At 46.3% G+C, this 13,133-nt stretch carries 10 protein-coding genes, 7 pseudogenes, 1 riboswitch and 1 other annotated feature; all 17 genes and pseudogenes read left to right on the top strand.

Translation table 11 applies throughout. From position 1 onward, the window contains the following. Positions 1 to 48 precede the first annotated feature (48 nt). The 17 genes and pseudogenes from ACYF68_RS09210 (at position 49) to tgt (ending at position 13,115) form a co-directional block, all read left to right on the top strand. On the top strand, positions 49 to 1,047 hold the full coding sequence (locus ACYF68_RS09210; RefSeq protein ID WP_461046495.1) for a hypothetical protein: 999 nt from the start codon (positions 49 to 51) through the stop codon (positions 1,045 to 1,047). Positions 1,048 to 1,437: 390 nt separating this feature from the next. Further along, positions 1,438 to 1,540: riboswitch (SAM riboswitch) on the top strand. A 63-nt stretch (positions 1,541 to 1,603) separates the two neighbouring features. After that, a pseudogene (locus tag ACYF68_RS09205) lies at positions 1,604 to 2,616 on the top strand (methionine ABC transporter ATP-binding protein). After that, on the top strand, positions 2,609 to 3,268 hold the full coding sequence (locus tag ACYF68_RS09200; protein WP_461046493.1) for a methionine ABC transporter permease: 660 nt from the start codon (positions 2,609 to 2,611) through the stop codon (positions 3,266 to 3,268). The pseudogene ACYF68_RS09205 and the gene ACYF68_RS09200 overlap by 8 nt, the downstream one beginning before the upstream one ends. A gap of 1 nt (position 3,269) precedes the next feature. Then, the gene (locus ACYF68_RS09195) at positions 3,270 to 4,073 is read left to right on the top strand and encodes a MetQ/NlpA family ABC transporter substrate-binding protein (RefSeq protein ID WP_461046491.1); all 804 of its coding nucleotides are present in this window, start codon (positions 3,270 to 3,272) and stop codon (positions 4,071 to 4,073) included. Then, positions 4,070 to 5,237: pseudogene (locus tag ACYF68_RS09190) on the top strand (aminotransferase class I/II-fold pyridoxal phosphate-dependent enzyme). Before ACYF68_RS09195 ends, ACYF68_RS09190 begins: the two are co-directional and overlap by 4 nt. 275 nt (positions 5,238 to 5,512) lie before the next feature. Then, positions 5,513 to 6,361 (top strand): rod shape-determining protein MreC, encoded by an 849-nt coding sequence (gene mreC, locus ACYF68_RS09185; RefSeq protein WP_461046489.1) that lies wholly within the window; start codon positions 5,513 to 5,515, stop codon positions 6,359 to 6,361. Between the two features lies 1 nt (position 6,362). Next, entirely contained in the window at positions 6,363 to 6,881 is a 519-nt protein-coding gene (mreD, locus tag ACYF68_RS09180) for a rod shape-determining protein MreD (RefSeq protein WP_461046487.1), read from the top strand. Between the two features lie 42 nt (positions 6,882 to 6,923). Continuing rightward, positions 6,924 to 6,997 (top strand) — a sequence feature (ribosomal protein L21 leader region). 14 nt (positions 6,998 to 7,011) lie between these two features. Beyond that, on the top strand, positions 7,012 to 7,320 hold the full coding sequence (rplU, locus tag ACYF68_RS09175) for a 50S ribosomal protein L21 (RefSeq protein ID WP_380570231.1): 309 nt from the start codon (positions 7,012 to 7,014) through the stop codon (positions 7,318 to 7,320). Next, the gene (locus tag ACYF68_RS09170) at positions 7,320 to 7,640 is read left to right on the top strand and encodes a ribosomal-processing cysteine protease Prp (protein ID WP_461046485.1); all 321 of its coding nucleotides are present in this window, start codon (positions 7,320 to 7,322) and stop codon (positions 7,638 to 7,640) included. The genes rplU and ACYF68_RS09170 overlap by 1 nt, the downstream gene beginning before the upstream one ends. 10 nt (positions 7,641 to 7,650) lie before the next feature. Beyond that, a pseudogene (gene rpmA, locus ACYF68_RS09165) lies at positions 7,651 to 7,933 on the top strand (50S ribosomal protein L27). A gap of 92 nt (positions 7,934 to 8,025) precedes the next feature. Next, on the top strand, positions 8,026 to 8,718 hold the full coding sequence (gene cgtA / locus ACYF68_RS09160; protein WP_461046483.1) for an Obg family GTPase CgtA: 693 nt from the start codon (positions 8,026 to 8,028) through the stop codon (positions 8,716 to 8,718). Beyond that, positions 8,652 to 8,813: pseudogene (locus tag ACYF68_RS09155) on the top strand (GTPase); the annotation flags it as partial. The gene cgtA (ACYF68_RS09160) and the pseudogene ACYF68_RS09155, both read left to right, overlap by 67 nt. Positions 8,814 to 8,974: 161 nt before the next feature. Continuing rightward, positions 8,975 to 9,304 (top strand): annotated as a pseudogene (gene cgtA, locus ACYF68_RS09150) (Obg family GTPase CgtA); the annotation flags it as partial. A 10-nt stretch (positions 9,305 to 9,314) separates the two neighbouring features. Further along, a pseudogene (gene ruvA, locus ACYF68_RS09145) lies at positions 9,315 to 9,901 on the top strand (Holliday junction branch migration protein RuvA). A 12-nt stretch (positions 9,902 to 9,913) separates the two neighbouring features. Further along, positions 9,914 to 10,932 (top strand): annotated as a pseudogene (gene ruvB / locus ACYF68_RS09140) (Holliday junction branch migration DNA helicase RuvB). 2 nt (positions 10,933 to 10,934) lie between these two features. Further along, on the top strand, positions 10,935 to 11,969 hold the full coding sequence (gene queA / locus ACYF68_RS09135; RefSeq protein WP_461046481.1) for a tRNA preQ1(34) S-adenosylmethionine ribosyltransferase-isomerase QueA: 1,035 nt from the start codon (positions 10,935 to 10,937) through the stop codon (positions 11,967 to 11,969). Then, positions 11,970 to 13,115, top strand: coding sequence for a tRNA guanosine(34) transglycosylase Tgt (gene tgt / locus ACYF68_RS09130; RefSeq protein ID WP_380570238.1), 1,146 nt, complete (start codon positions 11,970 to 11,972; stop codon positions 13,113 to 13,115). The last annotated feature ends 18 nt before the right edge of the window (positions 13,116 to 13,133 follow it).

Raw genomic sequence — 13,133 nt, 5'->3', positions numbered from 1 at the left:
TATACACAAATCAACAGCGAAGATAGTTCATTTGAAGAAATAACTGGAGTGAGATTTCAACTAATAGATGATAATTATAAGATATACGTTAAAAATGCCCAAGACGATGTAGAAGTAGATGCTCATTCTTGTTTTAGTGAAGGACATCTAAGAACTTTAGGCTTATCATTGATGCTAGCTGTAGCAGAAAATAACAAAGTGCCTTTTTTAATTTTTGATGACGTTGTAAACGCTATAGACAGTGACCATCGTGCAAATATAATAAAAATGATGTTTAATGATGACTACTTAAAAACTACTCAATTAATAATTACAACACATGATAGATTATTTTGGGAGAGATTTTGTAATGAGTACAGCTCCTCAATTGATAAAAAAAATGTTGACAATATAAGTTATATAATAAATTACTCAAATCACGGTTCGGTTATAATTCAGTATAATGTTGGTTTTGATTCTAAAATTAGAGAGGCATTGAAAAAGTATGATATACGTCAAGCCCTTATTTATTGTAGAATTTGGTTTGAAACTGTAGCGACTAAATATTGCGTAGATAACAGTTTGGAATTAACAGCTAAATTTAGTAATGTAAATAAAGGGAATCTTTTACAAACTTCATTAGAAAGTATTTATTCGAGGCTAAGTGAAAAATTTAGAGGTAATGAAAATCTACAAGTAATTAAAAATGATTTAATTAATTGGAATGCTCAAAACCAAGAGCATCATAGTTTTGACGAGCATAGCTTTAATTTTGTTCATTCAAAAAACAGTGATGAGGTGTCTAATATTTATAAAGCTATTAAAAAATTTATAAATGATATGGATCCTGAAACAAGTATAACAAAACTAAAGCATGATTTAGAACACATGGAATGGTTGCTAGGAAAATCAGAAAGAAAATTACAAAACGAAGGATTTATAGCTAATGCAGGTGTTAAAAAAGTGCGAGATGAAAGAGAGCATAATTTAGAATGCAAACTATATATAGAAGAGGTGGAAGAAGAATTAGAAAGACTGAGAGCGTATATTAGCACATTGACTACTTAATGAGTTGATTTTCGGAGTGCTAATTCAAGGTGCACGGTAGTCTAATTTTTCTCTGAGGATATGGTTTCTCCTGGTGTCAATTGATGAGATAAAAGCTTAGTCAATCATGTTAAAATACTTACCCTCATGACCGACGCCGACAATGGTGTCCCCCTTCAGATGGTTGAATTCATTATTAAATGTGGATAGTCATTTGGTTTTTATGAGATATTGAACCATGAAACCTGTCTGCCAGGCGCGGCAAAGTCGTTTAGCAATCTGAGATGTCTCGGAAAACCATTTTGAGTATGTCATACGTACTATTTTTAAGTGTCAAGCTTAATTTTACAATCGTCAATATATTGACAATTCAATATGTTTCGAGTAAAGTGAGATTCATTCAATTAAATACATTTATCCAGAGAAGTGGAGGGATTGGGCCCTATGAAGCTTCAGCAACAGGCTGTTATGGTACTGTGCTAAATCCTACAAGCTGATGCTTGGCAGATAGATATCTTTAAGCCATTTGCATTTAGCAGATGGCTTTTTGTTTTTAATATAAAAAGGATGTGGTGGCGTGGCTATTGAAATTACCGATGTCTCTAAGGAATATTTTGTTAAAGGGAAAAGGATAGAAGCACTGAAAAAGACGACCCTCTCCATTCGTGAGGGAGAAATCTTCGGTCTGATCGGCTTCAGTGGGGCGGGGAAGAGTACTCTGCTCCGCCTGATCAACTTGCTGGAGCAGCCGACTACCGGCAGCATCAATGTTAATGGAACGGATTTGGAGAAGTTGGTAGGAAGGGACCTGCGTATAAAACGTCAGAAGATCGGCATGATATTCCAGCAGTTCAATCTGATTGAAACTAAAACTGTCTACCAGAACATAGAATTTGTGTTGAAGGCGAGCAGTTACGATAAGAAGAAAGTGCCCTCGCGTATTGAGGAGCTGCTGGCGCTTGTGGGCTTAGGCGACAAGATGGACAACTATCCTAAAAATTTAAGTGGCGGACAGAAGCAGCGTGTTGGTATTGCGCGGGCGCTGGCCAATGATCCTGAAGTGCTTCTATGTGACGAAGCGACGAGCGCGCTCGATCCTGATACGACAAAGACGATTCTGAAACTGCTTAAGAAGATCAACAAGGAGCTGGGGATCACCATTGTATTGATTACCCATGAGATGGAGGTCATCAAAGAGGTTGCTGACCGTGTGGGCGTGATGACGGCAGGGGAGATTGTGGAGATGGATGACGTCTACGCGATCTTCAGCCATCCAGAACACGAAGTGACGAAGGGGTTTGTTCAGGATATATATGATTTCATTATCCCCCGCACATCGAACTGAACAGCGAGTCTGAAGTGATCACCATCAAATTCCTGAATGAACATGCGGAAGCGAACTATGTAAACCAACTCTACCGTCATTTTGACTGCGATATAAGCATTTTGAACGGCAGAATCGAATACATCCAGGATATGCCCCTTGGATTTCTGATGCTCCACATCAAAGGCAGACAGGAAGAGGTCACTAGATTGAAGCAATTCATCGACGACTCAAAAGGAATAGAGAGGGCTGAAATATATGGATAGACTGATAGAAATTACACCGCTGTTATACCGGGCACTGCTCGAAACGACCCTGATGGTCTCGATATCCATATTCTTTGCGGTGTTGCTTGGGCTCCCGCTCGGTATATTGTTGTATGTGACCGCCAATCCGCTGCTCTATAGAATAAAACCGCTGAACCAGTTCTTGGGGGCGTTGACCAACGTGATCCGGTCGTTCCCTTTCATCATATTGATTGTGGCGATCATGCCGATTGCGACTTGGCTGACAAACAGTTCCCACGGGCCGGTATTTGCCAGTGTGGCGCTCTCTTTAGCTGCCATTCCGCTGTTTGCGAGACTGGTGGAGACAAGCTTCAATGGAGTGGATAAAGGTGTGATTGAAGCGAGCATTGCCGGGGGCGCATCACTCTGGCTGATCATTACGGATGTGTTGATTCCGGAAGCGAAGCGGGGAATCACCCAGGCGATTACGCTGACGATCATCACCATCGTCGCCTTCAGCGCCACAGCAGGTGTCGTCGGCGGGGGCGGCATCGGAGACCTTGCGATACGATATGGGTACTACCGCTACGACACCGTGACGATGATCGCGACTGTCGTCATTCTGATTATAATTGTCCAACTCATCCAGATAATCGGGGATTATTTGAGCCAAAGAGAGGAGAGGAACTGATATGCGTGGGATACTGATATTCCTTGCGTCAACACTTGCTGTCATCATAGGAAGCAGCGCACTGCTCTACGAAGGGGAGGGGGAAGTGATCACGATCGGCGCTTCCACCGGTCCCTACAGCGACATGGTGAACTTTGCATTGAAGCCGGCCTTGGAAGAACAAGGCTACACGGTGGAGCTTGTGGAGTACACCGACTACATCCAACCGAACAATGCTTTAGATAATGGAGATCTGGACGCGAACCTTTATCAGAACAAATCGTTCATGGCTGACTTCAATAAGGAGAACGGGACGGATTTCCATAACCTCATACAAGTGCCGACTGCGCCTATGGGACTCTATTCCAGCGAATATGATTCATTGGATGAAATAGAAAACGGCAGTGAAGTGGCGTTGCCTCTAGATCCCGTCAATTCCTCGAGGGGGTTCCAGACGCTTATGGATGCCGGTCTGATTGAGGTTGCAGAAGATGCAAACCTACTTGCGATAGAAGAGAAGGATATATTAAAGAACAATAAAAATCTGGAATTCGTCTACCAGGATTCAGGGCAGCTGCCGAGAAGTGTCGATCAGATCGGATTATCGCTCGTGCCGGGGAACTTTGCGCTGGCAAGCGGAATGGATCTCGCCGATGCGCTCCAGCTTGAAGATATGAATGAGAATTACAGGAATCAGATTGTCGTAAATGCTTCGGATAAAGACAGCAAAATGGCAGAAGACCTCATCGAAGCTGTTAAGTCGGAACATTTCAAACAGACGATAGACGAGCAGTTCAAAGGATTCGATAAACCAGAAGGAGAATGAAGATGAATAAACTACTCTCGAGCATTCCTGACAGTTATTTCAAGACGGCTATGGCCGGGGAGGCACCATCTGGTCCCCTTCCGCTGATCAATCTCGCAGTTGGCATCCCAGATGCCGAGACCCCTGAACCCATCCTCAAGCGAGCGGCAGAAGCCCTTTATCAGCCGGAAAACCAGCGATACGGGCAATTCGGGGGAAACAGTCATACAAGGATGCGATCATCGATTTCTATAAGAGTGAGTACGGGTGGAGTTGGAAGCGGATAATATCGCACTGCTGTACGGCACCAAGAGTGCCCTGGTGCAGTTTCCGATGATGTTTATCGAGCCGGGGAAGGCGTCTATCTGCCGAACCCAGGCTACCCAGATTATACAGCCGGTGTTGAATTGGCGAAAGGGGTGGTATATGATCTGCCGCTTCTTGCAGAAAACGGCTATCTGCCGGATTACAATGCATTGGATGACCAGGAGCAGGCAAATGCGCGGCTGATATACTTGAATTATCCCTCAAACCCCCTTGGCGCAGTTGCGGACCGCGAATTTTTCGATCGTACGATAGAGCGATTTAAAGGGACAGGCACCTGCATCCTCCATGATTTTGCCTACGCCCCGTTTTCATTTGATGGGAAACACCCAAGCATACTCCAGAGTGAAGGCAGCCTTGACTGTGCGATTGAAATATATTCCCTCTCGAAAGGGTTCAACATGTCTGGATTCCGTTCGGGTTTTGCTGTAGGAAATAAGGAAATGATCAATGCAATCAACACTTATCAGGACCATACACAAACGGGCATGTGGGGCGTGGTGCAGGAGGCATCTACAGCAGCACTCCGACATGCCGGGATATTCTGCCCGTCCAGGAGGATACTTTCTCCAAAAGGAGCCATCTGGTCACAGAAGCATTATTGGATATGGGTATTCCAATCAATCCGATTAAAGGGGGATATTCGGCTGGATCCGTGTGCCGGAGGGGTTTGATGGAGAGACGTTTAAAGCCTACCTGCTCCATGAATGTTCCATCCTTGTCACTCCGGGAATTCCATTCGGCTCGCGCGGAAAATATTACATCCGCATATCCCTTGCTGTGGAAGACACCCAGCTGAAAGAAGTGGTCGAACGCTTCAAAAAGCTTCAGAATTTATGGAAAGATGGCATTTTACATTAAATAATCTCCTTTATCCCCTTGAAAGCATACAATTAAACATGTAACATAATAATTGTAATGAAAACGACATAACAGGCTGTTGATGATTATGTCATCTACAAAGCCTTTGATAGAACATGTATACTTACTGTTCTAGATATCATATATATTATTATCTTATCTGTTATGGAGAGGCCCCTCGGGCCTCTCCTTTTTATTTACATATCCTTTATCAGCAGTGCTTTATTGTGGTATTCTTTTAATCAGATATCAACAATCAATGGAGGCGCTCGATCGTGAACAGGCTTTTCAACCGTAATCGTATGCTGATCATACTTTTTGGCATTATTGTATTAATACTTCTAATAGGTTTCTCGATGACGGATCGGAATTCCGTCACTAAGGCGGAGCAGTTCACCGGCGATCTGACAGCAGGTTCGCAAGTCGTCATAGACGCGCCGGTCGGATTCATAGGTGGCATCATCAATAAGATCTCCGCCAGTTTCAATGCTGTTGAAGAGAACGAGAAACTACATGCACAGCTTGAAATGCTGCCGCAGATGCAAGCAGATCTAGAAGGTCTTGAAGCGGAGAACGAGGAATTGAGGGAAACTCTGGATGTCAGTTCCAGACGCTCCTACGAAAGTGTCGACGCCCGTGTGATCTCAAGGTCACCTGACCAGTGGATGGATAACTTCACCATTGATAAAGGGGAATCGGACGGCATAAAGGAAGGCATGGCGGTGATGACCACCGAAGGCCTGGTGGGGACCGTAGTCAGGGCTAACGGCGGCTCAAGCTATGTCGAAATGCTGACGACCTCGTCAGCAGGCAATAACCTCTCAGTTCAAGTTACCCATGAAGATGATACAGCATATGGCAATATCCGCAGGTTTGATGATGAACGCAACCTGCTTGTGGTCGAGAACATTAAAAACCGCAGCGGGCTTGAACGCGGCGATGAAGTCTTCACGAGCGGTCTGGTGGGGAGCCTGCCGGAAGGTCTGATCATTGGCAAAATAGTTGAAGTCGAAAACGACGAGTATGGTTTGAGTCAAAATGCCTATGTGCAGCTGAACAGTAATATGGATGATATCGACCTTGTCCATGTCATCAAAAGAAATCCGGAGTCAATGGAGGAATAATATGAGAACACTTATGATTTTCCTCTGTGCATTCCTATTCATGTATATCGACTTTACCTTTGCAGAATTCAGTCCGGCGTCTATCAGTGGAGTGACGGTCTATTTTGTGCCCCGCACCCTGCTTATCTTCATATTGCTGCTGTCGATCTATGTAGGGTCAAGGATGGGAATATTTTTGGCGGTGGTCTTCGGAGTAATGCTCGACATCTACATAGGGTCCCTCTATGGCATACATACCTTCGGAATGGTGGCGTTCGTTGTATTTATGCACACCGCCTTCCGGGTCTTCCATAGAGATTTCGTCGCCATGGCATTTGTCGTACTCCTGCTGATTTTCTTCTACGATGCCTATATATATGCAATCTTTTCTGTACTCGGCATGATCAATATGCCATTGTTTGATTATGCGGCCCTCAGGGCGGTGCCGAGCATGCTCATCAATGCGCTGCTCTTTTTGATTGTTTTTGTCGTGGCACGCAAAGTCGCTAGGGTCAGGAAGGAACTCCTCAAGCAGGATTGACAGCACCATCTGCTGCTGGTATAATGCAGAGGTTGGTGATAATGTAAACATCAACCGCTCAGTTGCAGGTTCAAGCGATTACTATCCACCTGCAGATGGCGTGTCTTATTTTATATTAGGAGGTGTAAGTATGTTTGCAATTATCGAAACGGGTGGTAAACAAATTAAAGTTGAAGCGGGTCAAACTATCTACGTCGAAAAGATCGACGCAGAAGCAGGCGACACATTCACTTTTGACAAAGTACTCTTTGTAGGTGGAGATTCAGTTAAAGTTGGTGCCCCTACTGTAGAAGGCGCAACTGTAGCCGCAAAAGTTGAAAAGCACGGCCGCGGTAAAAAAATCGACGTCGTGAAATTCAAACGCAGAAAGAACTACAAGCGTAAACAAGGTCATCGTCAGCCATATACAAAACTGACAGTTGATAAGATAGACTTCTAATGATTAATGTAGAATTCCATATAAATGATGATGGACAGGTCACTTCCTTCAATATGGAAGGCCATGCCATGTTCGGTGAGTATGGCAGCGACATCGTCTGCGCAGGTGCTTCGGCAGTCGTCTTCGGTTCCGTAAACGCCATACTCAATATGACGGATGCAAATCCCTCAATCGATATGGAGGAGGCAACCGGCTACTTCAATTTCGAAGTGACGGACCCAGATGATGAAAAACTCCAGACTCTATTGGAAAGCATGATCATATCACTTAAAACAATAGAAGAAGAATACGGTGAAAACATCAAATTATCATTCAAGTGAGGTGAAAGCAATGCTTAAACTCAATCTGCAATTCTTCGCATCCAAAAAGGTGTAGGTTCAACGAGGAACGGACGTGACTCCCAATCCAAACGCCTTGGTGCCAAAAGACAAGATGGCCAGCATGTAACAGGCGGCTCCATACTTTTCCGCCAGCGTGGAACTAAATCCACCCAGGTGAGAACGTTGGACGCGGCGGAGATGATACTCTATTCGCTAAGATCGACGGCGTTGTAAAATACGAGCGTATTGGTCGCGATAAAAAGCGCGTTTCTGTTTATACCGAAGCGAAATAATGAACGAGTGGACATCAGCAGAGCTGGTGTCCTTTTTCATTAAATGAGCGGTGTACGATATGATATAATATTTTAAGGATAGGGGTGAGACTATGTTTATAGATCAGGTTGGTATATTCATAAAAGCCGGCGATGGCGGAAATGGCCTCGTCGCGTATAGACGTGAGAAATATATTCCGATGGGCGGACCTTCAGGCGGCGACGGCGGCGATGGTGCGGACATCATATTTGAGGTCGACGAAGGACTCAGGACATTGATGGATTTCCGCTATCAGCGCCACTTCAAAGCGAAGCGCGGCGGTAACGGAATGAGTGCGAATGCCCACGGTAAAAACAGTGAGCCTATGGTACTGAAGGTGCCACCAGGTACAGTAGTCAAAAAGAAAGAAGACGGAGAAACATTAGCTGATTTGACCCAGCACGGGCAAAGGGCCGTCGTCGCCAAAGGCGGACGGGGTGGTCGCGGAAATTCCCGCTTCGCTACGTCAAGGAACCAGGCGCCGGACTTTGCCGAGAATGGGGAACCGGGCCAGGAATTTGATGTAGTGCTTGAGCTGAAGCTACTTGCGGACGTTGGTCTCGTTGGTTTCCCGAGTGTCGGAAAATCCACGATACTCAGTGCCGTCACAAAAGCGAAGCCTAAAATTGGGGATTATCCCTTCACAACCATCAAGCCGAACTTGGGCGTCGTGGAGACGGGGACGGCCGATCATTTGTCATGGCGGATCTGCCCGGACTTATTGAAGGTGCCTCGGAAGGCACTGGGCTTGGCCATCAGTTCCTGAGGCACGTCGAGCGGACTAAAGTCATCGTTCATGTCATCGACATCAGTGAGGTTGAAGGACGGGACGCAGTAGAGGATTATGAAACAATCCGTAAAGAGATGGGTCTTTATAATGAAAGCCTGCTCAAACGGCCTGAAATCATCGTCCTCAATAAAACTGACCTGGTGGAAGACGAGGGTATCTTTGAGAGGTTTGCTGAAGCAGTGGGGGAGATAAGGAAATATATCGGATCTCGGCTGCCACTCGTGAAAACTTGGATAATATGCTCTACCGCGTTGCGGATATGCTTGAGAAAGCTTCCACGGTCGAAGAAGTCATCGAAGAGACAGATCACCGTGTCGTCTACCGGCACGAAAAAGATCCTGATGCATTTGAGATTACACGTGATGATGATGGCGCCTATGTCGTATCAGGCGATTCCATCGAGCGCATTTTCAAAATGACCGATTTCAACCGCGATGCAGCCGTTAGAAGGTTCGCAAGGCAGATGCGTACCATGGGCATCGACGATGCTCTGCGTGAGAAAGGCATCCAGACGGGCGATACAGTAAGGATCCTCCGCGGTGAATTCGAATTCGTAGAATGATGGTGATTTGATGTATCAGTATATAAAAGGCACGTTAAAAGAAGTTGCACCACAGAATATTACAGTAGAGACTGGTGGGATCGGCTACTTGATCATGGTGCCGAACCCATTCCGTTTTGAGAACAGGCACGGGGAGGAAGTGACGGTCCATACCGAACTGATTGTGCGGGACGACAGTCACACACTATACGGGTTTGTGACCATGGATGAAAAGGTCCTTTTCCAATCTTTGCTTCAAGTGACTGGAATCGGTCCGAAAAGTGCACTGGCGATACTTGCCGCTTCGAGTCCGGAAGAGATCATCGAGGCGGTGGAAGCCGAAGATGAGAAGTACATGCAGAAATTTCCGGGTGTCGGAAAAAGACGGCAAGCCAGATCATACTGGATCTAAAAGGCAAGCTCGGTCATGTCAGCGTGGCGTCGCCTACGCCTGACAAAGGCGGCAATAACCACCACATCGAAGAAGCCATGCTTGCACTTGAAGCACTGGGTTACAGCAAGCGCGAACTCAAGCGGGTTGAAAAGAACCTCAACCAGGAACATTTCGAATCAGTCGATCAGGCTGTTAAGCGAGGTTTGAAGTACCTAGTTCAATAATGGGGTGTTACTATGGACGATCGTATTTTAGATGAAGATAGGCAGAATCAGGAAGAACAGGTGGAAATGTCACTGCGCCCTGAATTTTTAAGCCAGTATATCGGACAGAAGACTCTGAAGGATAACCTCAAAGTCTTCATCGAGGCGGCAAAGATCAGGGGAGAGGCCCTCGACCATGTCATACTGCATGGACCTCCGGGTCTTGGTAAGACGACGCTTTCCAATATAATCGCAAATGAGATGGGGGTAAACATCCGGACAACCTCAGGTCCTGCCGTGGAACGTGCAGGGGACTTGGCTGCCATACTTTCAAGCCTTGAAACGGGGATGTGCTGTTCATCGATGAAATTCATCGTCTGCCACGCGCAGTGGAGGAGATACTCTACTCGGCAATGGAGGATTTCTTCCTTGACGTCGTTATCGGTAAAGGTGAAGAAGCGAGAAGCATCCGCATCGATTTGCCACCCTTCACTTTGGTAGGGGCCACGACCCGTTTCGGCAGTCTTTCGGCGCCGCTTCGGGACCGCTTCGGGGTACAGTTGCGACTCGAATATTATGATGTCGATAGCCTGATGACGATCGTGAACCGCACAGCGGAAATATTTGAAGTGTCCATCGACCCCGACAGCACAGTGGAACTGGCCAGGCGTTCAAGGGGCACGCCGCGTATAGCCAATCGATTGCTGCGCCGAGTACGGGACTTTTCCATAGTCAAGGAAGAGCCATCCATCACTTTGGAAACGACCGATCATGCCCTTAGAGTGCTTGAGGTGGACCCAAGCGGCCTCGACCCGGTCGACCATAAAATTATGAACACAATCATACATACTTATGGCGGCGGACCGGTGGGACTCGAGACGGTAGCGGTCTCCATCGGTGAGGAAGTGGTGACGCTCCTTGATGTCTATGAACCTTATCTGATCCAGCAAGGCTTCTTAGAACGCACTCAGCGTGGTCGCCGGGCCACGGCAAAAAGCTATGAATACTTCAAAGATGACACACAGCCAGATATATCGAGAAATGGGGAATAAGTTTGAAACTCGAAGAATTTGATTTCAACCTGCCACATGATCTGATCGCCCAAACCCCTTTGAAGGATCGGGCTTCAAGCAGACTATTGGCATTGGAAAAGAAATCAGGTGCGGTCTCGGATAAGAAGTTTGAAGATGTTATCGACTTCTTCAACCCGGGAGATGTACTCGTTTTAAATGATACAAAAGTACTGCCGGCAAGATTATACGGCGTCAAAGAAGAGACGGGCGCAAAAATAGAAATGCTTCTGCTGAAGCCGGTCGCAGGGGGATATGAGGTGCTGGTGAAACCAGCTAAAAAGATCAGCCCAGGTACGGTGGTAAGCTTTGGTGACGGCCTGCTTAAGGCAGTGTGTACAGACTCATTCGATGAAGGCATCAAGCATGTCGAACTCAAGCATGAGGGTGTGCTTGAAAATGTACTGGATGCCCTTGGAGAGATGCCTCTGCCTCCGTACATCAAGGAGACGCTTGAGGATAAAGACCGCTATCAGACTGTTTATGCGAAGCATTCAGGCTCAGCGGCTGCACCGACTGCAGGATTGCATTTCACCGATGCGCTGCTTGAGAGGATCAAGTCCAAAGGTGTACATATCGCCTACATCACACTGCATGTCGGTTTAGGTACATTCCGTCCCGTCAGTACAGAAGTGATTGAAGACCATAAGATGCATTCCGAGTTCTATATAATGGATAGTCCTACAGCGGAACTATTGAACGCGGTCAAGTCAAAGGGCGGCAAGATCATCAGTGTAGGGACGACGAGCACGAGGACATTGGAGACGATCGTCAGGGACCACGGTAAGTTCACTGAAGCCAGTGGATTCACTGATATCTTCATCTATCCCGGCTTTCAATACCGGGCGATCGATGCCCTGATCACAAACTTCCACCTGCCTAAATCTTCGCTGATGATGCTGGTGAGTGCATTCAGTGATAAAGAGACGATCATGGCGGCATATCAGCATGCCATCAATGAATCATACCGGTTCTTCAGTTTTGGCGATGCAATGATTATATATGAGGATGAAACTTAGATGGCAATCAGATATGAACATATTAAGACATGTAAACAGACCGGCGCACGTATAGGCAAACTCCATACACCACACGGCACTATAGATACCCCGATATTCATGCCGGTCGGCACTTTGGCGACAGTCAAATCTATGACTCCTGAGGAGCTTGCGGATATCGGCAGTCAAATCATTTTGAGCAATACCTATCATCTGTGGCTGAGACCGGGGAGCGATATCATCAAAGAAGCGGGCGGTCTCCATAAATTCATGAACTGGGATAAGCCGATCTTGACCGACTCAGGTGGATTCCAGGTATTCAGCCTGAGCGATAGGCGCAAAATCGAAGAAGAAGGTGTCCACTTCAGGAGCCATCTGGATGGCTCAAAGCTGTTCCTGAGTCCGGAGAAGGCGATGGACATCCAGCATGACCTCGGATCGGACATCATGATGGCATTTGATGAATGTCCGCCTTTCCCGGCTGAGGAACGATATGTAAAAGATTCCATCGAGCGTACAAGCAGGTGGGCTGAGAGGTGTCTCGATCATCACATTAAAGGTGGCCATGACCGCAACCAGGCGCTATTCGGCATTGTGCAGGGTGGAGAATACAAGCACTTGCGTGAACAAAGCGCAAAAGATCTGGTCAGCATGGATTTCCCTGGATATTCCATCGGCGGATTATCCGTCGGGGAACCAAAACCCATCATGTACCGTGTGCTTGAGGAGACCGTACCACTGCTGCCGGAAGACAAACCGAGGTATCTGATGGGCGTCGGCTCTCCGGATGCCCTGATAGAAGGTGTAATCAGAGGCATCGACATGTTCGACTGCGTGCTGCCGACCCGCATTGCGCGCAATGGCACAACCATGACTTCAAGGGGCAGGGTTGTCGTCAAGAACAAGAAGTTCGAACGAGATTTCACGCCGCTTGACCCCGGCTGCGATTGTTATACGTGCCGGAACTATTCAAAGGCGTACCTCAGGCATCTATTCAAAGCAAATGAAATTCTGGGATTAAGGCTTACGACTTACCATAATCTTTATTTTCTGCTAAAATTGATGGAAGATGTTCGAACTGCGATTTTAAATGATCAATTAATGGACTTTAAAGAAGCATTTTTCGAATCATATGGATTGAATGTTGAAAATCCAAAAAATTTCTAAAGAGGAGAAGATTTTTAA

Source organism: Salinicoccus sp. CNSTN-B1 (assembly GCF_054792835.1).
The sequence above is the reverse complement of the archived record's forward strand: the minus strand, read 5'-3'. Positions and strand labels throughout refer to the sequence as shown.

Excerpts from the sequence above, each read along its gene's own strand:
- ACYF68_RS09200 (WP_461046493.1), top strand. The coding sequence starts at position 2,609 with ATGGATAGACTGATAGAAATTACACCGCTGTTATACCGGGCACTGCTC.
- ACYF68_RS09195 (WP_461046491.1), top strand. The coding sequence starts at position 3,270 with ATGCGTGGGATACTGATATTCCTTGCGTCAACACTTGCTGTCATCATA.
- mreD (WP_461046487.1), top strand. The coding sequence starts at position 6,363 with ATGAGAACACTTATGATTTTCCTCTGTGCATTCCTATTCATGTATATC.
- rplU (WP_380570231.1), top strand. The coding sequence starts at position 7,012 with ATGTTTGCAATTATCGAAACGGGTGGTAAACAAATTAAAGTTGAAGCG.
- ACYF68_RS09170 (WP_461046485.1), top strand. The coding sequence starts at position 7,320 with ATGATTAATGTAGAATTCCATATAAATGATGATGGACAGGTCACTTCC.
- cgtA (WP_461046483.1), top strand. The coding sequence starts at position 8,026 with ATGTTTATAGATCAGGTTGGTATATTCATAAAAGCCGGCGATGGCGGA.
- tgt (WP_380570238.1), top strand. The coding sequence starts at position 11,970 with ATGGCAATCAGATATGAACATATTAAGACATGTAAACAGACCGGCGCA.